The following is a 22,589-nucleotide window of genomic DNA, read 5'->3' as shown; positions in this document are numbered from 1 at the left end:
CCGCCCCAAGGCGCGGGCACCGAACGCGCGGGCACCGTCAGCCCTCGGCCCGCCTCACCCCTCGTGGGGCTCGCGAATCAGCCAAGTCCCCGCCAGACGATCGTGCAACGCCCGATGCTCCGCATCGAACAGCGCCCAAACGAAGCCCAGACCCAGCAGCGCCCAGGACAGCCCCGCGGCCACAAAACGCGCGCTCGCCTGACCCAGCGTCGGCGGCACCCCCTCGGCGTTCACCACCCGCAGCCGCCACGCCAGCATTCCCAGCGTCCGGCCGCCACGGGTCCAGAAGAGCACGAAGAAGAGATAGACCAGCGCCAGCAGATAGACCTGATAGGCGACCGACAGCCAAGTGCCCGGCGCCGGCGCCTCACCCCCCGAAACCGGCAGGAAGACCGCACTGCCGAGGAAGATGATCGAGACGACGAGCAGCAGGTCGTAGAGGAGTGCCCCGATTCGCAGGCCGAAGGCGGAGAAGACACGGCCGCCGCGTAGGACTCGGCTGGGGGCGTCAAGGGCGGTCTTGCTCACGTCGGGATTCCCGGCAGCAGGCGCGCGGACCCGGGAGGCCGCTGCGCGGCTCAAGAAGAGAGGAGTAAGGTGGCGCTCCCAAGGGGATTCGAACCCCTGTTTCCGCCTTGAGAGGGCGGCGTCCTAACCGCTAGACGATGGGAGCGCTGTCTCGTCCTGTACGGCTCAACCGTCAGCAACGAGGGTGGTATTATAACGATCTTCGTCACTCACACAAGGGTGGTTAGCCATTACGTCCGACAATGGTCTCCAACTTCAACGGCTGGCCGAAGCCGAGCCAACCATCATCCCCCGGGATGCGCACAGCATCTCGCGCGCGGACATCAGCGATAACGCCCTGAAAGTCCTTTATCGTCTGCGCAACGCCGGCTACCAGGCCTACATGGTCGGTGGCGGGGTGCGCGACCTCTCGCTCGGCCGCGAGCCCAAGGACTTCGATGTGGCCACCAACGCCCGGCCCGAGGAAGTGCGCAGGCTCTTCCGCAACTGCCGGCTCATCGGCCGGCGCTTCCGCCTGGCTCACGTCCACTTCGGCGCCGAGATCATCGAGGTGGCCACTTTCCGCGCCCTGCATCCGCCGGAGGACGGCGATGGCGACGGCGATGGCGATGGTGCCGACGGCGAGCGGGTGATCGAGAACGGCCGCATTGTCCGTGACAACGTCTACGGCACATTGGCCGAGGATGCCCTGCGCCGCGATTTCACCGTCAACGCCCTCTACTACAACATCGACGACTTCTCCGTGGTCGATCACGCCGGCGGCATGGACGATCTGGAGGCCGGGGTCATCCGGTTGATCGGCGATCCGCGCGAGCGCTACCAGGAGGACCCGGTGCGCATGCTGCGTGCCGTGCGTTTCGCCCTGAAGCTCGGCTTCCGCATCCATCCGGAGACGGCGGCGCCGATGCACGAGATGGCCGGCAGCGTGGCCGACATGCCTCCGGCGCGGCTCTTCGACGAGGCGCTGAAGCTGTTCATGTCCGGCGACGCGCTGGATGCCTTCGAGATGCTGCGCCACTATGGGCTGTTCGATTCGCTGCTGCCGCTGACCGCCGAGGCGCTGGAGGATGAGGGCAACGAGCAGTGGGTGCCGTTCATCGCCGCGGCGCTGCGCAATACCGACGAGCGCATCGGCGCCGACAAGCCGGTGACCCCGGCCTTCCTGTTTGCGGCGCTGCTCTGGCCGGCGGTCCGTCGGCGCGAGGCCGATCTGGTCGAGGCCGGCGAGGCGCCGATCCCGGCGCTGCAGCAGGCGGCCGCCGAGGTGCAGGCCATGCAGCAGGCGCGCATCGCGCTGCCCAAGCGTTTCAGCATCCCCATGCGCGAGATCTGGACCCTGCAGCCGCGTTTCGCGCGGCGCGGTGGCAAGCGGGCACAGCGGCTGCTCGGGCATCCGCGCTTCCGCGCCGCTTACGACTTCCTCGAGCTGCGCGCCGGGGCGGGTGACGCCCCCGCCGAGCTGGCGCAGTGGTGGCGCGAGTTCCAGGAGCAGCCCGAGCGCCCGCCCTCGCAGAAGAAGAAGAGCAGCCGCGGTGGGCGGCGCCGGCGCGGCGGCCGGGGCCGTGGCAAGGGCAATGGCGAGGGTGGCGGGAATGGCACCGCGGCGTCGACCCCGGAGGAGTCGGCGGAATGAGCACGGCCATCACGGCCTACGTCGGCCTGGGCAGTAACCTCGAGCAGCCGCGCCGGCAGGTCGAGCGGGCGGTGGTGCGCCTGGATCTGCTCGCCGACTGCCGGGTCCAGGCCGTCTCCAGCCTCTACCGCAACCCGGCGCTGCAGGCGCCGGGCGTGCCGGCACAGCCCGATTTCATCAACGCCGTGGCGGCGCTGGAGACGCGGCTGGGCCCGCTGGCCTTGCTCGACGCCCTGCTCGGCATTGAGGCCGCGCAGCAGCGGCGGCGCGACGGGGTGCGCTGGGGGCCGCGGACCCTGGATCTGGACCTGCTGCTCTACGGTCAGATGCAGGTGGAGGAGCCGCGGCTGCAGGTGCCGCATCCGGAGCTGGCCCGGCGGCCGTTCGTGGTCCATCCGCTGCTTGAGATCGCCCCCGGGGTTCGCTTGCCCGGCGCCGGGGCGCTGGCCGACGCCGCCGCGGCGCTCGGCGTCGATGCCCTGGAGCGGGTTGGCGCCGTGGCCGGCTTCGAGCACCGGTCGCTGCAGGAACCGGCCTGAAGGCTGGACGCGTTACGGCGATGGGTACTTCAATCGGGAGCCAGTGGCGCTGTACTCTGTCCCACCTTTCTCAAGCCGAGGTTGACTCCCATGTCCAGCGGTGATCGCAAGCACGCCTCCGGCGGGGCCGTGACGGTCTCCCGCATGCGCGCGATGAAGCGCGAGGGCCAGCCCCTGGTCTGTCTGACGGCCTACGACTACGGCTTCGCGGCCGCCTGCGAGCGCGCCGGGGTGGATCTGCTGCTCATCGGCGACTCCCTCGGCATGGTGGTCCAGGGTCACGAGACCACCCTGCCGGTAACCGTGGACGACATCGTCTACCACACCTGCTGCGTGGCACGGGCCTGCCAGCGGGCGCTGGTGGTGGCGGATCTGCCCTTCATGAGCCATACCGACGTGGAGCAGGGGCTGCACAACGCTGGGCGTCTGATGAAGGAGGGCGGGGCGCAAATGGTCAAGCTCGAGGGCGGTGCCGAGCAGGCAGCGCTGGTCGAGCGCCTGGCCGTGAACGGGATCCCGGTCTGCGGCCACTTGGGGCTGAAGCCGCAGCAGGTCCATAAGCTCGGCGGCTACCGGGTGCAGGGGCGCGAGCAGGCCGACGCCGAGCGCATGGAGGCCGATGCCCGGGCGCTGGAGGCGGCCGGGGCCGATCTGCTCATCCTCGAGTGCGTGCCCACCCCCCTGGCGCGGCAGCTCAGCGAGCAGCTGAGCATCCCCGTGGTGGGTATCGGCGCCGGCGGCGGCTGCGATGGGCAGATCCTGGTGCTCCACGACGTGCTCGGCGTCACCGAGCAGCCGCCGCGCTTCGCCCGGGCCTTCGGTGCCGAGACGGGGAGTGTGCAGGCGGCGCTGGCCGCCTACGCGGCGGCGGTGCGCGACGGCACCTTTCCAGGGCCAGAGCACGGGTTCGAGGCTTGAAGCGGGTCACCGAACGCAACGCCATGCGCGAGCTCTCGCGCGCCTGGCGCGGGCGCGGCGAGCGCGTCGGGCTGGTGCCGACCATGGGCAACCTCCATCGCGGCCACCTGGAGCTGGTCGACCGCCTGGCCGGGTGCGTGGACCGGCTGGTGGTGTCGATCTTCGTCAATCCGCTGCAGTTCGGCCCCGGGGAGGACTACGACGCCTACCCGCGCACGCTGGACGCCGATCTGGCCGCCCTGCAGGGGCGCGGCGTGGACGCCGTCTTCGCGCCCACCGCGCGGGAGATGTACCCCGGCGTCGAGCCGCCCTGGACCGGGGTCGACGTGCCGGCATTGACGCAGACCCTGTGCGGGGCGGCCCGGCCGGGCCACTTCGCCGGGGTGGCGGTGGTGGTGATCAAGCTGCTCAACATCGTCGAGCCGGATGCGGCGGCCTTCGGGCGCAAGGATTACCAGCAGCTGCAGGTGGTGCGCCGGGTGGTGGCCGATCTGGATCTGCCGGTGGAGATCGTCGAGGTGCCCGTCGTCCGCGAGGACGACGGTCTGGCGCTGAGTTCACGCAACGGCTACTTGGATGCGGAGCAGCGTCGGCGGGCGCCGGCGCTCTACGTCACGCTCCGCGAGTTGGCGGCGGCCCTGGAGGCCGGGCGGCGGGACTGGCAGCAGCTCGAAGCCGAGGCCTGCCGGCGGCTGGAGGCGGCGGGGTTCGACGCCGCCGAGTACGTAGCGGTCCGCCGCTGCGATGATCTGGCCGAGCCGCGCGGGGATGAGCCGCGGCTGGTGTGCCTGGGGGCGGCGCGCCTGGGTACGGCGCGGCTGATCGACAACGTCGAGGCGCGATTGAACCGGTAACCGAGGGCGTGCATAATCGCTGAGCTGCCGATTGTGCAGGTGCACATGACCGGTTCTTCATCAATCGGATCGGCATGTGATTTCGCGGCATAGAGGTTTGAGCCATGCAACTGAACATGCTCAAGGGCAAGCTGCATCAGGCCCGCGTCACGCAGACCGAGCTCGAGTACGAGGGCTCCTGCGCCATTGATCTGGACCTGTTGGAAGCAGTCGGCATCCACGAGTACGAGCAGATCCACGTCTACAACATCGAGAACGGCGAGCGCTTTGTGACCTACGCCATCATCGGTGAGCGGGGCTCGCGGATGATCTCCATGAACGGGGCGGCGGCCCACAAGTGCAGCGAGGGTGATCGGGTGATCATCTGCGCCTACGCCGGTGTCCCGGAGTCGGAGCTGGGCGAATTCCAGCCCCGTCTGGCTTATCTCGATGCGGACAACCGCATTACCCAGCGGCGCGGCAGCATCCCGCTGCAGGTCGCCTAGTCCGTCCCCCGCGGCGTGGCTCCGTGCCGCGCCAGGGCCCACCGCACGTGTTCCCGTACCAGGGCCGAGGGGTGGTTGAGCCGCTGTCCGAGCGCCTCGACCACCTCGGGCGTGGGTGCGGCGTTGCCCAGTGCCACCGCCAGGTTGCGCAGCCATCGCTCGTGGCCGATCCGCCGGATGGCGGAGCCCGCCGTGCGCTCGAGGAAGGTGGCCTCGTCCCAGTTGAACAGCGCCACCAGATCCGCGTCGTCCAGACCGTGGCGGGGCTGGAAATCGTCCTCGGCGGTGGGGTGGGCGTAACGATTCCAGGGGCAGACCAGCTGACAGTCGTCGCAGCCGAAGATGCGGTTGCCCATGGCCGGGCGCAGGGGCTCGGGGATCGAGCCCGGATGCTCGATGGTCAGATAAGAGATGCAGCGGCGCGCGTCGAGCTGGTAGGGGCCGGTGAAGGCGTTCGTCGGGCAGGCGCGCAGGCAGCGTCGGCAGCTGCCGCAATGCGCGCGGACCGGATCGTCCGTGGGCAGCGGCAGGTCCGTGAATAGCTCGCCGAGGAAGAAGTACGACCCGGCGTGGCGATTGAGCAGCATGGTGTTCTTGCCGATCCAGCCCAGCCCGGCCTCGCGAGCCAGCGCGCGCTCGAGGACCGGGGCGCTGTCGACGAAGGCGCGGTAGCCGAAGGGGCCGATGGTGGACTGGATGCGTTCGGCGAGTCGCTGCAGCCGCCGTCGCATCAGCTTGTGGTAGTCGCGGCCCAGGCTGTAGCGGGTGATGAAGGCGCGTTGGCGGGCCTCGAGCACGGCGCGGGGCTCCGCCGCCCGATCCGGGGTGTAGTCCATGCGCACCACGACCACCGAACGGGTCCCGGGGACCAGCTGCCGGGGCCGCGCCCGCTTGCGCCCGTGGCGGCCCATGAAGCCCATTTCGCCCTGGTGACCAGCCTGCAGCCAGCGGATCAGGCGCGCTTCGTCCTGCGCCAGCTCGGTGCCGGCGATGCCGCAGGCCGAGAAGCCCAACTCGGCGGCCCAGGTGCGGATGGAGCCGGCGAGGGCGGCGGACTGGAGTGCGGTCGGTTCAGCGTCGGGCATAGACCGTTCAGAATGGAGCGTTCCGGGGCCGGGGGGAACCCCCCCCGCCGTGCGCGTTCGACCTGGAGGCGAGCAGAACCCCATGCGTGAGCTCTACACCCCCGACCAAGTGGCCCGCCTGGATCAGGCGGCCATCCGTGCCGGTATCGCCGGCGAGGTGCTCATGGACCGTGCCGGCCGGCGGCTCTGGCAGGAGATGCGCCAGCGTTGGCCGGGGGCAGGGCGGTTGGCCGTGGTCTGCGGCGGCGGCAACAACGGTGGTGACGGATACGTGGTGGCCCGTCTGGCCGGCCGGGCCGGGCTGGCGGTGGAGGTCCTCTACCTGGTGCCGCCGGAGCGGCTGAGCGGGGATGCGGCCCGCCACGCGCAGCGTTACCTAGACGGGGGCGGGATCTGTCGACCGTTCGAGCCCGAGGCCCTGGACGGGGTCGACGTGATCGTCGACGCGCTGCTCGGCACCGGGCTGGATCGGCCGGTGAGCGGGGCGTTCGCCGAGGCGGTGACGGCCGTCAATGCCACCCCCGCGCCGGTGGCGTCGGTGGATATCCCCTCCGGCATCCACGGGCGCACCGGGGCCGAGATGGGGGTCGCGGTCCGGGCGCAGCTTACCGCGACCTTCGTCGCCCGCAAGAGTGGGCTGTTCACCGGTCGCGGCCCGGCCTGCGCCGGGGCGGTGGTCTTCGACGATCTCGGTACGGCGACGTGGACCGCCGGCGCGGAGTTGCCCCATGCGTGGCAGGCGACACCGGCGGATGTCGGCGCGTTGCTGCCGCCCCGGCCGCGGGATGCGCACAAGGGGCAGCAGGGGCATGTGCTGGTGGTCGGCGGGGATCGCGGTATGGCCGGTGCGGTGCGCCTGGCCGCCGAGGCGGCGGGGCGCAGCGGCGCCGGGCTGGTGAGCGTGGCGACGCGCCCGGAGCACGTGCCGGCGGTGGTGGGTCCGTGTCCGGCGGTCATGGCCCACGGCATCGATCGTGCCGAGGAGCTGGCGCCGCTGCTCAGCCGCGCCAGCGTGGTCGCCCTGGGTCCGGGGCTGGGCCAGGGGGCCTGGGGGCGTGCGATGTGGGCGGCTTGCCGGGATGTGGCCCGCCCCCGCGTGGTCGATGCGGACGGGCTCAACCTGCTCGCCGCCGACGGGCGGCCGCTGGCCGACGCTGTGCTGACGCCGCACCCCGGTGAAGCGGCGCGGTTGCTCGGCGCCGACTGGGACACCACGGCGATCGCCGCTGACCGCTTCGCCGCCGTGCGCGAGCTGGCCTCGGGGTGGCAGGCGGTGGCCCTGCTCAAGGGGGCGGGGACCCTGGTCGACGACGGTCGAGCGCGCTATCTGGCCAGCGCCGGGACGCCGGGGATGGCCAGCGGCGGCATGGGGGATGTGCTCACCGGGGTGGTGGCCGGGCTGTGGGCCCAGTGTCCGGGGGCCGATCGGGCCCGTATGGCGGCGGTGGCGGCCCACGTCCACGGCCGGGCCGGGGAGCGGGCCGCTGCGGCTCTGGGCGGTGAGCGCGGCCTGCTCGCCAGCGACCTGCTCGGCTGGTTGCCGGCGGTTCTCGCCGAGGGGGAGGCGGCGGCGTGAGCATGTGGCAGTGTGATCTCGCCGACGCCGCGGCCACCGAAGCCCTGGGGGCGGCGCTGGCCGCGGTGCTCTCCGAGGGGGTGGTCTACCTGCACGGCGACCTGGGAGCGGGCAAGACCACCCTGGCCCGCGGGTTGCTGCGCGCCCGCGGGGTGGCCGGCCCGGTGCGCAGCCCCACGTACACGCTGCTTGAGCCCTACGCCACGGCCGCCGGGTCCGTCCTACACCTGGATCTTTACCGCCTGGCCGACCCCGAGGAGCTTTACTTCCTGGGCGTCGAGGAGATCGAGGCGACGGGGACGCTGGCGCTGGTCGAGTGGCCGGGGCGCGGCGCCGGGGTGCTGCCGCCCGCGGATCTGTCGGTGACGTTGGGGTACGTCGGCGCCGCACGGCGTGCGACGGTCCGCGCCGAGACGGCGCGAGGCCGCGGAGCGGTGGCGGCGCTGGATTCAGGTAGCGCTTGAGTTTTGCTCCTTATCTTCTCGTCTATCGGGAAAAAACCCTTGAAGCCGGCCGGCGCCCGGCATAGCCTTGAGAGGCAGCAACGGGCGACCACGAGGTGCGAGGAGGAGCGTTGAGGCGGGGCTATGGCCTGGCATGGATCGGGCTGCTGATCGGGCTGCTGGCGGCCCATGCGGCGCCGGCCGCGACTATCGACAATGTGCGGCTTTCCGATGAGGACGACCGCACCCGGGTGGTCTTCGACCTGGATCAGGTGCCGGAGCATCGGGTTTTCACCCTGCCGGATCCGCACCGGGTGGTGATCGACTTCGAAGGCGTCGAACTCGGTGCTGCCGATCTGCCGCGGGGCGGGGTGCTCGATGGAATCCGCACCGGCCGGCAGGAAGGCGGCGGGCTGCGCGTGGTCCTCGACGTCAGCCGCGAGGTGGAGGCGCGCAGCTTCGTGATCGGCGGCGGCGACGACGGCGGCCAGCGCCTGGTGGTGGATCTGGGCGGCAAGCAGGGCGAGCGCCGGCAGGCGGTGCGCTCCGCCTCGGAGCGCGAGACACGCGAGGTGATCGTCGCCATCGACGCTGGCCACGGCGGGGTCGACCCCGGCGCCATCGGCCCCGACGGGACCTTCGAGAAGGATGTGGTCCTGGAGGTTTCCCGCCAGCTCTACGACCTGATGAAGGAGGCCCAGGGCCTGCGGCCGCTGATGGTTCGCGAGGGCGATTACTACATGAACCTGCGCGACCGCACCCGGGTCGCCCGGGAGGGCAACGCCGACATCTTCCTCTCCATTCACGCTGATGGGGCGGAGAATCCCAACGTTAAGGGCGCCTCGGTCTACGCGCTGTCCCTGGACGGGGCCACCTCGGAGCAGGCGCGGGTGCTGGCGCGGCGGGAGAATGCGGCCGACTTCATCGGTGGGGTCTCGCTGGAGGACAAGGACGACACCGTGGCCTCGGTGCTGGTGGACCTCTCCCGGGGGCACACGATTGAGGCGAGCCTGGAGATGGGTGAGTACCTGCTGCCCCAGCTCGACCGCCACGCGGATCTGCTGCGCAACCGCGTCGACCAGGCCGGTTTTGCCGTGCTCAAGTCCCTGGACATGCCCTCGCTGCTCATCGAGCTGGGCTTTCTGACCAACCCCGAGGAGGAGCGCCGGCTGAACACCCGCAGCTATCAGCGTGACCTGGCCGAGGGGATCGTCGCCGGCGTACGCGAGTACGCCGAGCGCCACATCCTCCCTGAGCTGCGCATGGCCGATGCAGGCCAGAACGGCCAGCGCGAGCACGAGGTTCAGCGCGGTGAGAACCTGTCGGTGATTGCGCAGCGGTACGAGGTCAGCACCGAGCGCCTGCGCGAGGTCAACGACCTCTCCGGGGATCAGATCCGCGCTGGCAGCACACTGGTCATCCCTTAGAATGCGCGCATGAGTACGCGCGGCATTCACCCCCTGCCGGATAATCTGATCGACCAGATCGCCGCGGGCGAGGTGGTCGAGCGCCCCGGGTCGGTGGTCAAGGAGCTGGTCGAGAACAGCCTTGACGCCGGCGCCGGGCGCATCGAGGTGCAGATCGAGCGCGGCGGCAAGCAGCGTATCCGCATCGCCGACGACGGCGGCGGCATCCCGCCCGGGGAGCTGGAGCTGGCCCTGCGTCGGCACGCGACCAGCAAGCTCACCGGCCTCGAGGAGCTGGAGCGGATCGCCAGCCTCGGGTTCCGCGGCGAGGCGCTGCCGAGTATCGCCGCCGTTTCGCGGCTGACCCTGGCCTCGCGCACCGCCGACGACGAGCTCGGTTATCAGCTGCGGTGCGACGGTGGGGCGCTGGGCGCGCCGGAGCCGGTGGCCCAGCCGCCGGGGACCACCGTCACCGTCGATGATCTCTTCTACAACACCCCGGGGCGGCGCAAGTTCCTGCGCACCGAGCGAACCGAGCTTTACCACGTCCAGGAGGCGCTGCGCCGGTTGGCGCTGAGCCGGTTGGATGTCGGTTTCTCGCTCGCCCACCAGGGGCGGCGGCTGTGGTCGGTGGCCCCGGCGGTCAGTGAGACGGAGCGCCACGAGCGCCTTGCCGAGCTGCTGGGGCGTGCCTTCGCCGATCACGCCCTGGCGGTGGAGCTGGAGGGCGCCGGGCTGCAACTCAGCGGCTGGCTGGGGCTGCCCACCGCGGCGCGGCGCCAGGGGGATCTGCAGTATCTGTTCGTCAACGGGCGGCTGGTGCGTGACCGGGGGGCGGCCCACGGGATTCGCCAGGCCTACAGCGACTGCCTCTACCGGGACCACTACCCCGCCTATGTCCTTTTCCTGGAGATGGATCCGGCGCGGGTCGACGTTAACGTCCACCCGATGAAGCACGAGGTGCGTTTCCGTGACGGGCGCACGGTGCACGACTTCCTGGCACGGCGGATTGCCGACGCCCTGGCGACGGTGGAGCCGGCCGGCGCGGCGGCACCCGCGGCGACGGGTTCGCCTGGGAGGGCCCCGTCCGCCGGTGTTGGCACGGCCCCGGGGGTGGCGTCGGCTGTAGCGCCGCGTACCGGGGCCGACGGATCGCAGGGTGGCACCGCGGAGCTGGGGCTGCCCCTGGCTGAGGCCCGGCAGCTCTATGGCGGTGGCGCCGGTGCGGCCGCCGGTACCCCGGGGAGCGCGGGGGCACCGGCTGCCCCCGCAGAGCCAGCCACCCCGGGGGATCCGGCCACCCGGCAGGAGGCCGAGCCGGAGCTCGGCCACGCCGTGGGGCAGATCCGTGACGCCTACATCCTTGCCGAGTCCCAGCGGGGCTTGGTGGTGGTGGACATGCACGCCGCCCACGAGCGAGTGGTCTACGAGCGGATGAAGGCGCAGCTGGCGGCCTCGGGGATCGCCACCCAGTCGCTGCTTGTGCCGGTGAGCGTTCCGGTGCCCCCCGCCGAAGCCGAGCGGGTGGAGCTGCACGCAGCCACCCTGGCGCAGGCCGGTCTGGAGGTGGATCGGGCCGGCCCGGAGTCGGTGCGGGTGCACCGGGTGCCGGCGCTGCTCGCCGAGGCCGACGCGGCGGCGCTGGTCCGCGACGCGGTGGCGGCGCTGGAGGCGGAAGGGGTGGGCGGTGGCGTGGAGGACCGGGTGCACGCGCTACTCGCGCAGATGGCCTGCCACGGCTCGGTGCGCGCCGGGCGCCGCCTGGAGCGGGCCGAGATGGACGCCCTGTTGCGTGATATCGAGCGCACCCCGCGGGCGGCACAGTGCAACCACGGCCGGCCCACCTACACCGTGCTCGATGACGAGGCGCTGGCGCGGCTGTTCATGCGGGGGCGGTGATGGCGGCGCCGGTGGTCTTCATCATGGGGCCTACCGCCGTCGGCAAGAGCGAGCTGGCCCTCTCCCTGGCCGAGCGGCTGGGCGGGGAGATCGTCAGTGTCGATTCGGCGCAGATCTATCGAGGGTTGGATATCGGGACCGCCAAGCCCTCCCGCGCGGTGCGCGCGCGCTGCCCGCACCATCTGATCGACATCCGCGACCCGGTCGAGCGCTACTCGGCGGCGGAGTTCGCCCGCGACGCCCAGGCGGCCATCGCCGCCATCCGCGGCCGCGGGCGGTTGCCGGTGCTCGTCGGTGGGACCGGTCTCTATTTCCAGGCGCTTCAGCACGGGCTCTCACCCATGCCGCCGGCGGATACCCGGATCCGCGCCGAGTTGGCGGCGGAGGAGGCGGCCCACGGCGTGCAGGCGCTGCATCGGCGGCTGTGGGCCCTGGATCCGGAGAGTGCCGCACGGCTGCACCCCAACGACAGCCAGCGCATCCAGCGGGCGCTGGAGGTCTACCGGCTCACCGGCCGACCGCTGAGCGAGGTCCAGCGCGAGCCGGGGCTGCCGGGGCTGGACGAGGCGCCGCTGAAGGTCATCCTCGAGCCGCCGGAGCGTGCCTGGCTGCACCGGCGCATCGAGGCCCGTTTCCGGGCCATGCTCGCTGCCGGGCTGGTGGGCGAGGTGGTGGCGCTGCACCGCCGCGGCGATCTGGGCGAGGAACTCCCGGCGATTCGTGCGGTCGGATACAGGCAAGTCTGGCATTACCTGGAAGGCGCCTGCGACCACCCCACAATGATCCGCCGGGGGCTGCGCGCCACGCGTCAGTACGCCAAGCGGCAGATCACCTGGTTGCGCGGGCAGGACGACGGAGTCCGGTTCACGGCGGGCGACGGGCTGGAGGCGCGGGTTCACAGCTATGTCACCGGGGCCCTCGGGGGCGTGTGATACACTTTTCCCATGAGCAAGTGGCGCCCCTGCGGCGGGGTTCGCGGGTCATAACAACAACAATCATTGGGGGCGAATCGTCATGGCGAAGGGGCAGTCATTGCAGGAACCCTTTCTGAATACCCTGCGCAAGGAAAAGGTTCCGGTCTCGATCTACCTGGTCAATGGGATCAAGCTGCAGGGGCAGATCGAGTCCTTCGATCAGTTCGTGGTGCTGTTGCGCAACAACGTCAACCAGATGGTGTACAAGCACGCCATCTCGACCATCGTCCCGGCACGGCGCGTGCGCCTGCCGCAGCAGGGCGAAGAGGCATCCGCCGAGGCGGTCGTCGGCGAGGAGGCAAGCGATAACTAATCAGCGCAAGGGTAGCGGTCCGGCGGATCTGTTCGCGCGGCCTTCTGGGGGCGAACGGGCCGTGGTGCTGCACGTCCGGCTTCCAGGGGACGCCCTGGACGCCGCGGAGGAGTTCGAGGCGCTGGGTGACTCCGCCGGCGCCGAGGTGGTGGGCCGCTTTCGCCACCGACGCGACACCCCGGATCCGCGGACCTTCATCGGCCGCGGCAAGGTCGCCGAGCTGGCCGAGCGGGTGCGCGAACTGGACGCCGGGCTGGTGCTGGTTGACCAGCCGCTGTCGGCGGCTCAGGAGCGCAACCTGGAGACCGACCTGGGCTGCCGTGTGCTCGATCGCACCGGGCTGATCCTGGATATCTTCGCGCAGCGGGCGCGAACCTTCGAGGGCCGGCTCCAGGTGGAGCTGGCGCAGCTCAAGCACGTCGCCAGTCGCCTGGTCCGCGGCTGGTCCCACCTGGAGCGGCAGAAAGGCGGGATCGGCCTGCGTGGCCCGGGCGAGAAGCAGCTGGAGATGGACCGCCGGCTCATCGGCGGGCGCATCCAGCAGATCGAACGGCGCCTGGCCAAGGTGCGCCGAACCCGTGAGCAGGGCCGCAAGGCCCGGCGCAAGCGCGAGCTGCCCGTGGTCTCGCTGGTCGGCTATACCAACGCCGGCAAGTCCACCCTGTTCAATCACGTTACCGGCTCACAGCGCCTGGCCGAGGATCGGCTGTTCGCGACACTCGATCCCTCGTGGCGCCGCGTGGAGCTGGCCCGTGGCTCGGCGGCGGTGGTTTCGGATACGGTGGGCTTTATCAGCCGGTTGCCCCACGATCTGGTGGCGGCCTTCCGCTCGACCCTCGAGGAGGTCACCGACGCGGATCTGCTTCTTCACGTCATCGACGCCGGGGCCGAGGAGCGCGAGCACCAGATCGAGCAGGTGGAGGCGGTCCTCGCGGAACTCGGTGCCGATGCGGTGCCCACGCTGCGTGTCTACAACAAGGTGGATACCTGCGCCCTGGCGCCGGGCCGGATCGAGGACGACGAAGGCCTGGTGACCGGCGTACGGATCTCGGCGGCCACCGGTGAGGGGGTGGAAGCCCTGCTCGAGGCGGTGGCCGAGCGGCTCGGCCCGGAGCGCACCCGGCGCCGTGTCCATCTGCGGCCGGATCAGGGGCGCCTGCGTGCCCAGCTGTTCCGGCTCGGCTGTGTCATCGAGGAGCACTGCGCCGACGACGGCCAGCTCGCTCTGGAGGTGGAGCTCCCCGTGCATGAGCTGGAAAGGCTCCATGTCCGTGAGGGGCTGCCGCGCGGAGAGGTTGTCCCTACCTGACTTCGGTTGCGGTTGGCGGGGCAGCTCCCTAGAATCTGACCGTTCGACCGACCTGACGGCGGATCGTCTTAGTCACATACGGAGTCCCGAATGGCGTGGAATGAGCCCGGCGGCGGCAGCCGCGACCCCTGGGGCAGCGGCCCCAAAGGCGGCGGCAGTGGGGGGCCGCCCGATCTGGATGAGGTCTTCCGCAAGTTGCGTGAGCAGTTGCAGGGCCTGTTCGGCGGGCGCATGCCCAGCGGGCCCTCCCGCGGGCCCGGCGCAACCGGCATCGGCTTGCTGGCGCTCGGCGCCTTCGTGGTCTGGATGCTATCCGGCATCTATATCGTCGACCAGGGCTGGCGCGGGGTGGAGCTGACCTTCGGTCGCCACTCCGATACGACGGAGCCCGGGCCGCACTGGCACTGGCCGCGCCCCATCGGCCAGATCGAGCGGGTCAATGTCGACCAGCGGCGCATCGCCGAGGTCGGCTACGAGTCGATGCAGAATCGGGCCCGTCCCGTGCCGGCCGAGGCGCTGATGATCACCCGCGACGAGAACATCGTCGATGTGCGGATCGCGGCGCAGTACGAGGTCAATGATCCTTTCCTCTACCTGTTCAACTTCCGCTTGCCGGAGCAGACCCTCAAGCAGGTCACCGAGAGTGCCGTGCGCGAGATCATCGGCAAGCGTGAACTGCAGTATGTGCTCACCGAAGGCCGCACCGAGGTGGCGCAGGAGACCGGGCGGTTGCTCCAGGAGGTGATGGACGAGTACCGCACCGGGCTGCAAGTGGTGCAGGTGGCGGTCCAGGATATCCAGCCCCCCGAGCCGGTGCAGCCGGCCTTCGAGGACGCCATCCGCGCCCGGGAGGACGAGCAGCGCACCATCAACCGGGCCCAGGCCTACGCCAATGAGCTGATCCCGCGGGCCCAGGGCCAGGCGGCGCGCATTCTCGAGGAAGCAGACGGTTACCGCGAGCAGGTTATCGCCCAGGCCGAGGGTGACGCGGCCCGCTTCGAGGCGCTGGTGGCCGAGTACCGCAACGCACCGTCGCTGATGCGTCAGCGGATCTACCTCGAGACCATGGAGGAGATCCTCGGGCGCGTGCCCAAGGTGATGCTCGACTCCGAGTCCAGCCAGTCGCTGATGTACCTGCCGCTGGACAAGCTCATGGATCGCCGGAGTGGCACGACGGCGTTTGCCGGCGAATCCAATATCGATGTACCGCAGGAACGGGACGCCATCTCGCCGACGCAGCGAGCACGAGAGGCGCTCCGTGATAGGGGGACGCGCTGATGCGAATCCTGAAGAACGTCGTGTTGCCCCTGCTGGTGGTGGCCGCGATCCTCGGCTACTTCTCGGTGTTCACCGTCTCCGAGAAGGAGGTCGCGCTCAAGTTCCGGCTTGGTGAGATCATCAAGTCGGACTTTGATCCGGGGCTCCACTTCAAGACCCCGTTCGTGAACAACGTCCGCAAGTTCGACGCCCGGGTGCAGAACCTGGACGAGGAGCCGGAACGGTTCCTGACGGTGGAGCAGAAGAACCTGATCGTCGACTCCTTCGTGAAGTGGCGCGTGGATGATGCCGAGCGTTACTACACCACCGTCCGTGGTGAGCCGGAGCGGGCCAACCAACGCCTGCGCGAGATCATCCGCGATGCCCTGCGTGCCGAGTTCGGTAAGCGCACGGTGCAGGACATCATCTCCGGCGAGCGCGTGCAGATCATGGACATCCTGCGCGTGACCACCGCCGAGGCGGCGCAGAGCCTGGGGCTGGAGGTGCTCGATGTGCGCCTCAAGCGCATCGATCTGCCCGAGGACGTTACCGACTCGATCTTCGACCGCATGGTGGCGGATCGTGAGCGGGTCGCCCGCGAGATCCGCGCCCGCGGTGAGGAGGCCGGCGAGCGCATTCGCGCCGACGCCGACCGTCAGCGGACGGTGCTCCTCGCCGAGGCCTACCGGGACGGTGAGTCCCTGCGTGGTGAGGGTGATGCCACCGCGGCGGAGATCTACGCCAGCGCCTACAGCCAGGAGCCGGATTTCTTCGCCTTCCAGCGCAGCCTCAGGGCCTATCGCGAGTCCTTCCAGGGTGAGGACGATCTGTTCGTCCTGTCGCCGGACTCGCAGTTCTTCCGCTTCTTCGACGGCGGCGAGCAGCTGCCGGGGATGAACGGCGAGCTCGGGTCCCCCGATCAGGACTGACCGAGAGGGGGGATCGCCGTGGAGATGGGTGACCTGCTCACCGCGATCGCCCTCCTGCTGGTGATCGAGGGCATCCTCCCTGCAGCGAACCCCGGCGCCCTGCGCCGGGTGTTCCTGCAGGCCGCCGAGATGGATGATCGAAGCCTGCGGACCGTCGGCCTCCTGTCCATGGGGGTGGGCGTTCTGCTGCTCTACTGGGTGCGAGGTTAATGGATCGCAAGGCACGGTGGATGCTGCCGGACGGCGTCGACGAGCTGTTGCCGCCGGAGGCCGCACAGGCCGAGGCGTTGCGCCGTCGGCTGTTGGATCTCTTCGATTCCTGGGGGTATGAGCTGATCATGCCCCCTTTCATTGAGTACCTGGAGGCACTGCTCACCGGCACCGGCCGGGATCTGGACGTGCAGACCTTCAAGGTCACCGATCAACTCTCCGGGCGGACGCTGGGCGTGCGCCCCGACATCACCCCGCAGGCGGCCCGGATCGACGCCCATCAGCTGCGCCGCGAGGGCATCACCCGGCTGTGCTACATCGGCAGCACCCTGCAGGCGCGGGCCGAAGGGCCCGCCGGCAGCCGCAATGCCGTGCAGCTTGGCGCAGAGCTCTACGGCCACGCCGGGGTGGAGAGCGATCTGGAGGTGATCTCGCTGATGCTCGCCACGCTGCGCGCCGCCGGGGTGGAGCAGCTGCATCTGGATGTGGGGCACGTGGGTATCTTCGAGGCCCTGCTTGAGGACCTCGGCCTCGGCCCGGCCGCCGAGGAGGCCCTGCTTGATGCCCTGCAGCGCAAGGCCGGCGACGAGATCGCCGTCGTGCTCGCCGAGGCCGGTGTGGAGACGGCGCAGGCCGAGCGTCTTTCGGCGCTGGTCGGGCTGCACGGTGGCGTGGAGGTCCTCGAGCGGGCGCAGACGGTGCTCGGCTGGGCCGGTCCGGCGGTGGCCGAGGCGCTGGAGCAGCTGCGTGTGGTGGCCGACAGCCTGGCGCGGCGCGAGCCGGAGTTGCCGCTGCACCTGGATCTGGGCGAGCTGCGCGGCTACCGCTACCACACCGGGCTGGTGTTCGCCGCCTACACCCCGGGCTATGGGCAGGAGCTGGCGCGCGGTGGGCGCTACGACGGCATCGGCCGGGCGTTCGGGCGGCCGCGGCCGGCCACCGGCTACAGCGCTGACCTCAAGGCGCTGCTCAACCTCGGCGGCGGCGTTGCGGGGCCGGCTGGGGGTGGCGTGCTCGCCCCCTGGGGCGATGATCCGGCGCTGCATGCACGCGTGGCCGAGTTGCGCGCCGCCGGTGAGCGGGTGGTCTGGCAGCTGCCCGGCGACGAGCAGGACAACCACGGTTGCGATCGACGCCTGGTCGAGCGCAACGGCACCTGGGAACTGGATACGGAGTGAGTATGGGCACCAATGTGGTCGTAGTCGGCACGCAGTGGGGCGACGAGGGCAAGGGCAAGATCGTCGACTGGTTGACCGAGAACGCCGGGGTCGTGGCGCGCTTCCAGGGCGGGCACAACGCCGGCCATACGCTGGTCATCGACGGCGAGCAGACGGTGCTGCACCTGATCCCGTCCGGCATCCTCCGCGATGATGCTACCTGCGTGATCGGCAACGGCGTGGTGCTCTCCGCCGAGGCGCTGCTCGAAGAGATCCGCGAGCTCGAGGCCCGTGGGGTTCCGGCGCGGGAACGGCTGCGCATCAGCCCCTCCTGCCCGCTGATCCTGCCCTGCCACGTGGCGCTGGATCACGCCCGGGAGAAGGCGAAAGGCAAGGCGGCTATCGGCACCACCGGCCGCGGCATCGGTCCCGCCTACGAGGACAAGGTGGCCCGGCGCGGCGTGCGGTTGTCGGATCTGTTCCACCGCGAGCGCCTGGCGCAGAAGCTCGGCGAGCTGCTCGACTACCACAACTTCGTGCTCAAGCACTATTTCGGCGCCCCGACCATGGACTTCCAGGAGGTCCTCGATCAGGCGCTGGCCCACGGCGAGCAGCTGCGGCCGCTGGCCACCGACGTCGGTGCCCTGCTGACCGCGGAGATGCGCACCGGACGCAATATCCTCTTCGAGGGCGCGCAGGGTACGCTGCTGGACGTCGATCACGGCACGTACCCCTTCGTGACCTCGTCGAACACCTGCGCTGGTGCCGCCGCCGCGGGGACCGGCGTCGGCCCGCGCACCCTCGACTACATCCTGGGGATCACCAAGGCGTACACCACCCGGGTGGGGCAGGGGCCGTTCCCCACGGAACTCGACTTCGACGACGAGATGGGTATGCACCTGGGCGAGCGGGGCCATGAGTTTGGCGCCACCACCGGGCGGCAGCGCCGCTGCGGCTGGTTCGACGCCGTGGCCACGCGCCGGGCGGCGCAGATCAACAGCCTCAGCGGGCTTTGCATCACCAAGCTCGATGTCCTCGACGGCCTGGAGACGCTCCGGCTGTGCGTCGGCTACCGGTGCCAGGGGGCGCTCTGCGAGACGCTGCCGTCGGAGGTGGAGACCCTTTCCGAGTGCGAGCCCGTCTACGAGGACATGCCCGGCTGGGCGGAGACCACCTCGGGCATCGAGCGCTACGAGGATCTGCCCGAGAACGCTCGCGCCTACCTAGAGCGCATCGAGCAGCTGGTCGGTGTCCCGGTGGCGATGATCTCCACCGGGCCCGATCGCAACGAGACCATCGTCCGCCAGAGCCCGTTCTGATCCGCCCGGCGCGGGTTCTGCGCCTTGGCTTCGACGCCTCCCCAGTGATCCGATGCATCCAGCGCCGCTGACCATTCCCCGCGAGGGGTCAGCGGCGACACTGGGTTTTGACCCGGCAACAAAAAAGCCCCCGGGAGGATGCCTCCCGGGGGCTTTCGACTTTCCGAGCCGTGTGGCTCAGAAGCTTGGGGAAATTGGTGCCGAGGAGAGGACTCGAACCTCCACGGGGTTTCCCCCACTAGCACCTGAAGCTAGCGCGTCTACCAATTTCGCCACCTCGGCATGCCCGCTGAAGACCTCGTCAGCGAGTGCGCAAGACTGTAACGGCGCCCCCGGGCAGGTGTCAACAGGCCATCGCGAGGCGGTCGGAATCCTTTGTGGAGGCCCGGCCCGCTGGCGTATCCTCCCGGGATTGATCCAAGGAATAGAAAATGGCGAAGCAAACCAAGAAGCGACCCCCCAAGCGCGACCCGTATCAGGAGCGCGAGCAGGCCAAGTACGAGAACCCGATCCCCAGCCGGGAGTATCTGCTGGAGCTCCTGGCCGCCCACCGTCGCCCGTTGGGTCGGCGCGAGATCGCCGAGGCCTTGGGGCTGGAGAGCCCGGATCAGCATGAGGCGCTGCGCCGCCGGCTGCGCGCCATGGAGCGTGACGGGCAGCTGGTGCGCAATCGCCGCCGCGGGTACTTGGTCGTGGATCACAGTGAGCTGGTTCGCGGCCGCGTCATGGGGCGACCGGACGGCTCCGGTTTCCTGCTGCCGGATGGTACCGGCGATCGGATCGCCCTGTCACCGCGCCAGATGCGCTGCCTGCTCCACGGCGACCGGGCCATCGTGCGCATCACCGGCCGCGACGAGCACGGTACGCCGCAGGGTGAGCTCGTCGAGATCCTTGAGCGCGGCAATCGGCAGATCACCGGCCGGTTCTTCGAGGAGCACGGGGTGGGGTTCCTGGTGCCGGAGAACAAGCGGCTGCAGCAGGACGTTTTGCTGACGCCGGACGGGCGCGGCGGGGCCGAGGACGGCGAGTTGGCGGTGGCCGAGATCCTGGCCCAGCCCAACGAGCGTCGACAGCCCATTGGCCGCATTACTCAGGTGCTCGGGCGGACGATCCACGTCGGTGAAGAGGATGTAGTGGCCGCGCGCATCCACGGCATCCCGATGGACTGGCCGGCCGAGGTGGAAGAGGAGGTCGCCGCCTTCGGTGAGGAGGTCCCCGAGGCCGACAAGCAGGGGCGCACCGACCTGCGTCGGCTGCCGCTGGTGACCATCGACGGCGCCGATGCCAAGGACTTTGACGACGCGCTCTATTGTGAGCCCACCGCCAAGGGCTGGCGGCTGGTGGTCGCCATCGCCGACGTGTCCCACTACGTGCGCCCCGGCTCCGCGCTGGATCAGGAGGCGCGACTGCGTGGCAGCTCGGTCTATTTCCCGCGATCGGTCGTGCCGATGCTTCCCGAGGCCCTGTCCAACGGGCTGTGCTCGCTGAACCCGAAGGTCGATCGACTGGCCATGGTCTGCGACATGCTCCTGCAGGGCAACGGCAAGGTCCTGCGCTCGCGCTTTTATCGTGCGGTGATCCAGTCGGCGGCGCGGTTGACCTACGACCAGGCCGCGGCGGCGGTGGTCGACGGCGACCGCAAGGCGCGCTCGGCCATCGGCGAGGACGTGGTGCGTCACCTGGGCAACCTGCACAACCTCTACAAGACGCTGCGCAAGTCCCGTGAGGAGCGGGGTGCCATCGATTTCGACACCACCGAGACGCAGATGCACTTCGATGACGAGGGGCGTGTGGTCTCCGTCGAACCGACGGAGCGCAACGACTTCCACAAGGTCGTTGAAGAGTGCATGATCTCGGCCAACGTCTGCGCGGCCAAGTTCTTGACCAAGAACAAGGTGCCGTCGCTCTACCGGGTCCACGAGCGCCCCGGCGAGCAGAAGCTCGAGCAGCTCAAGGAGTTCCTGGCCCAGGCCGGGCTTGAACTCGGTGGCGGTGAAGAGCCCACGGGCAAGGATTACGGCCGGGTGATGGAGCAGGCCCGCGAGCGCCCCGATCGCCACCTCATCGAGACCGTCCTGCTGCGGTCGATGCAGGCCGCCGAATACCGGCCGGACAACGCCGGTCACTTCGGGCTGGCGCTGGACGCCTATACGCATTTCACGTCGCCGATCCGCCGCTACCCCGACCTGGTGGTCCACCGGGGCATCGGCCATGTGATCGACGGTCACCGCGGGCGCAGTTTCCCGGTGACCCACAACGATCTGGTCACCCTCGGTGAGCACTGCTCCATGGCCGAGCGCCGGGCGGATGAGGCGACGCGGGATGCCGAGATGACGCTCAAGTGTGAGTATCTCTCGGACCACCTGGGTGACGAGTTCATCGGGGTGATCGCGGCGGTCACCTCCTTCGGGCTGTTCATCTCGCTGGAGGGGGTCTACGTCGACGGTCTGGTGCACATCACCAATCTTGAGAGCGACTTTTTCCATTACGACTCGGTGGGACACCGGCTGGTCGGTGACCGGACGGGCAAGGAGTACCGGCTCAGCGACCGGGTCCGGGTGCGCGTGGCTCGCGTGGAGAAGGACGACCGCAAGATCGATCTGGAGATGGTCGCTCATCCGGTGGACGCTGACGGCGAGCCTCTGGATGGCAGCCGTAAGTCGGGCAAGCGCGGCAAGGGCGGTACGAACCGCGGCCGCAAGTCGGCTTCCGGCGCCGGCCCGTCCGGCAGCGGGTCGTCGAAATCCGCCAAGTCCGAGGGCGGGGGGAAGCGCAAAACGGCCGCCAAGGGCGGCGAGTCGGGCGACGAATCGCAGAAGGAGGGGGGCGGCAGCGGTAAGAGCCGCCGCAGCAGCCGGAGCCGGCGCTCCGGACGGCGCCGCAGTGGTAGCGATCGCAGTAACTGACGGTCATGGCACAGGGCAGACGACGCCGTAGCCGCGGCAAGGGGTCCGCGGCTGCGGACACCGCCGAGGACGGGGCTCAACTGGTCTACGGCCAACACGCCGCGCGCGAGGCTGCCGCCTACGATCCCGCCGGCGTCGAAGCCGTGTGGGTGGAGCGCGGTCGACGGGATGCCCGGCTCGAGCGCCTGCTCGACAAGCTGGACCGCCAGGGAGTGAGCGTCGAGCGCGTGCATCGGCGGGCGCTCGATGAGATGGCTGAAGGGGGCAACCACCAGGGCGTCATCCTGCGCTACAGCGGTACCCCAGCCCGCGGCGAAGGGGAGCTGGCGGATCTGTTGGCCACCGAGCCCGAGCCGCTGCTACTGGTGCTCGATCGGGTTCAGGATCCGCACAATCTCGGCGCGTGCATGCGCAGCGCCGCGGCGGCAGGCGCCCACGGCGTGGTGGCGCCGCGGGACCGGGCGGCGGCGCTGAGCCCGGCAGTGCACAAGACCGCCGCCGGCGCGGTTCAGCGCATCCCCTTCTTCCAGGTAACCAACCTCGCGCGGACCCTGCAGCAGCTGTGCGCGGCTGGGGTCTACACCGTGGGGGCCGCCGGTGAGGCGGAGCGCAGCTGCTATCAGATCGATCTGCGCGGCCCGCTGGCGCTGGTCCTCGGCGGCGAGGGCGAGGGCCTGCGGCGGCTGACCCGGGAGCGTTGTGACGCACTGGTGGCGATCCCCATGCCCGGTACGATGGAAAGCCTCAACGTGTCCGTGGCCGCGGGCGTCCTACTTTTCGAGGCTGTCCGTCAGCGCTTTCCACAGGGCGGCGATCTCGGGTAGACTTGCCCGCTTAACCCGAGGTGCA

At 70.2% G+C, this 22,589-nt stretch carries 21 protein-coding genes and 2 tRNA genes; 19 read left to right on the top strand and 4 right to left on the bottom strand.

What is annotated here, in order from left to right:
• Positions 1 to 54 precede the first annotated feature (54 nt).
• Together LRG10_RS08710 and LRG10_RS08705 are read right to left on the bottom strand one after the other, a co-directional pair.
• Positions 55 to 528, bottom strand: a complete 474-nt coding sequence (locus LRG10_RS08710; protein WP_201168948.1) for an RDD family protein — start codon at positions 526 to 528, stop codon at positions 55 to 57.
• Positions 529 to 598: 70 nt separating this feature from the next.
• Positions 599 to 673 (bottom strand) — tRNA-Glu (locus LRG10_RS08705).
• 177 nt (positions 674 to 850) lie between these two features.
• Between LRG10_RS08705 and pcnB the strand changes: the two genes are divergently transcribed.
• The 5 genes from pcnB (at position 851) to panD (ending at position 4,957) form a co-directional block, all read left to right on the top strand.
• Positions 851 to 2,161, top strand: coding sequence for a polynucleotide adenylyltransferase PcnB (pcnB, locus tag LRG10_RS08700; RefSeq protein ID WP_238641405.1), 1,311 nt, complete (start codon positions 851 to 853; stop codon positions 2,159 to 2,161).
• A complete protein-coding gene (gene folK, locus LRG10_RS08695) occupies positions 2,158 to 2,700 on the top strand; it encodes a 2-amino-4-hydroxy-6-hydroxymethyldihydropteridine diphosphokinase (protein ID WP_201241347.1) in 543 nt (180 codons plus the stop codon). Before pcnB ends, folK begins: the two co-directional genes overlap by 4 nt.
• A 90-nt stretch (positions 2,701 to 2,790) precedes the next feature.
• Positions 2,791 to 3,618 (top strand): 3-methyl-2-oxobutanoate hydroxymethyltransferase, encoded by an 828-nt coding sequence (gene panB, locus LRG10_RS08690; RefSeq protein ID WP_201168943.1) that lies wholly within the window; start codon positions 2,791 to 2,793, stop codon positions 3,616 to 3,618.
• Entirely contained in the window at positions 3,615 to 4,472 is an 858-nt protein-coding gene (panC, locus tag LRG10_RS08685) for a pantoate--beta-alanine ligase (protein WP_238635156.1), read from the top strand. The genes panB and panC overlap by 4 nt, the downstream gene beginning before the upstream one ends.
• Positions 4,473 to 4,576: 104 nt before the next feature.
• The gene (gene panD / locus LRG10_RS08680) at positions 4,577 to 4,957 is read left to right on the top strand and encodes an aspartate 1-decarboxylase (RefSeq protein WP_201168936.1); all 381 of its coding nucleotides are present in this window, start codon (positions 4,577 to 4,579) and stop codon (positions 4,955 to 4,957) included.
• Here the strand turns inward: panD and queG are convergent.
• Positions 4,954 to 6,042 carry a tRNA epoxyqueuosine(34) reductase QueG gene (queG, locus tag LRG10_RS08675; protein ID WP_201168933.1) on the bottom strand — a complete coding sequence of 363 codons (1,089 nt, stop codon included), beginning with the start codon at positions 6,040 to 6,042 and terminating at the stop codon, positions 4,954 to 4,956. The genes panD and queG overlap by 4 nt on opposite strands.
• Positions 6,043 to 6,124: 82 nt before the next feature.
• Between queG and LRG10_RS08670 the strand changes: the two genes are divergently transcribed.
• From LRG10_RS08670 to LRG10_RS08615, 12 genes are all read left to right on the top strand, one after another.
• Positions 6,125 to 7,618, top strand: coding sequence for an NAD(P)H-hydrate dehydratase (locus LRG10_RS08670; RefSeq protein WP_238635155.1), 1,494 nt, complete (start codon positions 6,125 to 6,127; stop codon positions 7,616 to 7,618).
• A 2-nt stretch (positions 7,619 to 7,620) separates the two neighbouring features.
• Positions 7,621 to 8,082, top strand: coding sequence for a tRNA (adenosine(37)-N6)-threonylcarbamoyltransferase complex ATPase subunit type 1 TsaE (gene tsaE / locus LRG10_RS08665; RefSeq protein WP_201168927.1), 462 nt, complete (start codon positions 7,621 to 7,623; stop codon positions 8,080 to 8,082).
• Positions 8,083 to 8,192: 110 nt separating this feature from the next.
• Positions 8,193 to 9,488 (top strand): N-acetylmuramoyl-L-alanine amidase, encoded by a 1,296-nt coding sequence (locus LRG10_RS08660; RefSeq protein WP_238635154.1) that lies wholly within the window; start codon positions 8,193 to 8,195, stop codon positions 9,486 to 9,488.
• A gap of 9 nt (positions 9,489 to 9,497) precedes the next feature.
• Positions 9,498 to 11,366 carry a DNA mismatch repair endonuclease MutL gene (mutL, locus tag LRG10_RS08655; RefSeq protein WP_238635153.1) on the top strand — a complete coding sequence of 623 codons (1,869 nt, stop codon included), beginning with the start codon at positions 9,498 to 9,500 and terminating at the stop codon, positions 11,364 to 11,366.
• The gene (miaA, locus tag LRG10_RS08650; protein WP_201168917.1) at positions 11,366 to 12,298 is read left to right on the top strand and encodes a tRNA (adenosine(37)-N6)-dimethylallyltransferase MiaA; all 933 of its coding nucleotides are present in this window, start codon (positions 11,366 to 11,368) and stop codon (positions 12,296 to 12,298) included. Before mutL ends, miaA begins: the two co-directional genes overlap by 1 nt.
• Before the next feature lie 82 nt (positions 12,299 to 12,380).
• Positions 12,381 to 12,653: an RNA chaperone Hfq gene (hfq, locus tag LRG10_RS08645; RefSeq protein WP_201168915.1), complete on the top strand. Its 273-nt coding sequence runs from the start codon at positions 12,381 to 12,383 to the stop codon at positions 12,651 to 12,653.
• Between the two features lie 28 nt (positions 12,654 to 12,681).
• Positions 12,682 to 13,962 carry a ribosome rescue GTPase HflX gene (gene hflX / locus LRG10_RS08640; RefSeq protein ID WP_255772162.1) on the top strand — a complete coding sequence of 427 codons (1,281 nt, stop codon included), beginning with the start codon at positions 12,682 to 12,684 and terminating at the stop codon, positions 13,960 to 13,962.
• 90 nt (positions 13,963 to 14,052) lie between these two features.
• A complete protein-coding gene (gene hflK / locus LRG10_RS08635; RefSeq protein WP_201168913.1) occupies positions 14,053 to 15,240 on the top strand; it encodes an FtsH protease activity modulator HflK in 1,188 nt (395 codons plus the stop codon).
• A complete protein-coding gene (hflC, locus tag LRG10_RS08630) occupies positions 15,240 to 16,148 on the top strand; it encodes a protease modulator HflC (protein WP_201168911.1) in 909 nt (302 codons plus the stop codon). Before hflK ends, hflC begins: the two co-directional genes overlap by 1 nt.
• 24 nt (positions 16,149 to 16,172) lie before the next feature.
• A complete protein-coding gene (locus LRG10_RS08625; RefSeq protein ID WP_207189659.1) occupies positions 16,173 to 16,358 on the top strand; it encodes a DUF2065 domain-containing protein in 186 nt (61 codons plus the stop codon).
• The gene (locus LRG10_RS08620) at positions 16,358 to 17,536 is read left to right on the top strand and encodes an ATP phosphoribosyltransferase regulatory subunit (RefSeq protein ID WP_201168906.1); all 1,179 of its coding nucleotides are present in this window, start codon (positions 16,358 to 16,360) and stop codon (positions 17,534 to 17,536) included. The genes LRG10_RS08625 and LRG10_RS08620 overlap by 1 nt, the downstream gene beginning before the upstream one ends.
• Positions 17,537 to 17,538: 2 nt before the next feature.
• Entirely contained in the window at positions 17,539 to 18,834 is a 1,296-nt protein-coding gene (locus tag LRG10_RS08615) for an adenylosuccinate synthase (protein WP_201168903.1), read from the top strand.
• A 195-nt stretch (positions 18,835 to 19,029) separates the two neighbouring features.
• Here the strand turns inward: LRG10_RS08615 and LRG10_RS08610 are convergent.
• A tRNA-Leu gene (locus LRG10_RS08610) sits at positions 19,030 to 19,116 on the bottom strand.
• Between the two features lie 149 nt (positions 19,117 to 19,265).
• Between LRG10_RS08610 and rnr the strand changes: the two genes are divergently transcribed.
• Together rnr and rlmB are read left to right on the top strand one after the other, a co-directional pair.
• Complete coding sequence (gene rnr / locus LRG10_RS08605) at positions 19,266 to 21,740, top strand: ribonuclease R (protein ID WP_201168900.1); 2,475 nt, start codon at positions 19,266 to 19,268, stop codon at positions 21,738 to 21,740.
• A 5-nt stretch (positions 21,741 to 21,745) separates the two neighbouring features.
• Positions 21,746 to 22,564, top strand: a complete 819-nt coding sequence (rlmB, locus tag LRG10_RS08600) for a 23S rRNA (guanosine(2251)-2'-O)-methyltransferase RlmB (RefSeq protein WP_201168897.1) — start codon at positions 21,746 to 21,748, stop codon at positions 22,562 to 22,564.
• Positions 22,565 to 22,589: the final 25 nt, after the last annotated feature.

This window comes from Halorhodospira sp. 9628 (genome assembly GCF_022228075.1).
GTDB lineage: Bacteria > Pseudomonadota > Gammaproteobacteria > Nitrococcales > Halorhodospiraceae > Halorhodospira > Halorhodospira halophila_A.
The sequence above is the reverse complement of the archived record's forward strand: the minus strand, read 5'-3'. Positions and strand labels throughout refer to the sequence as shown.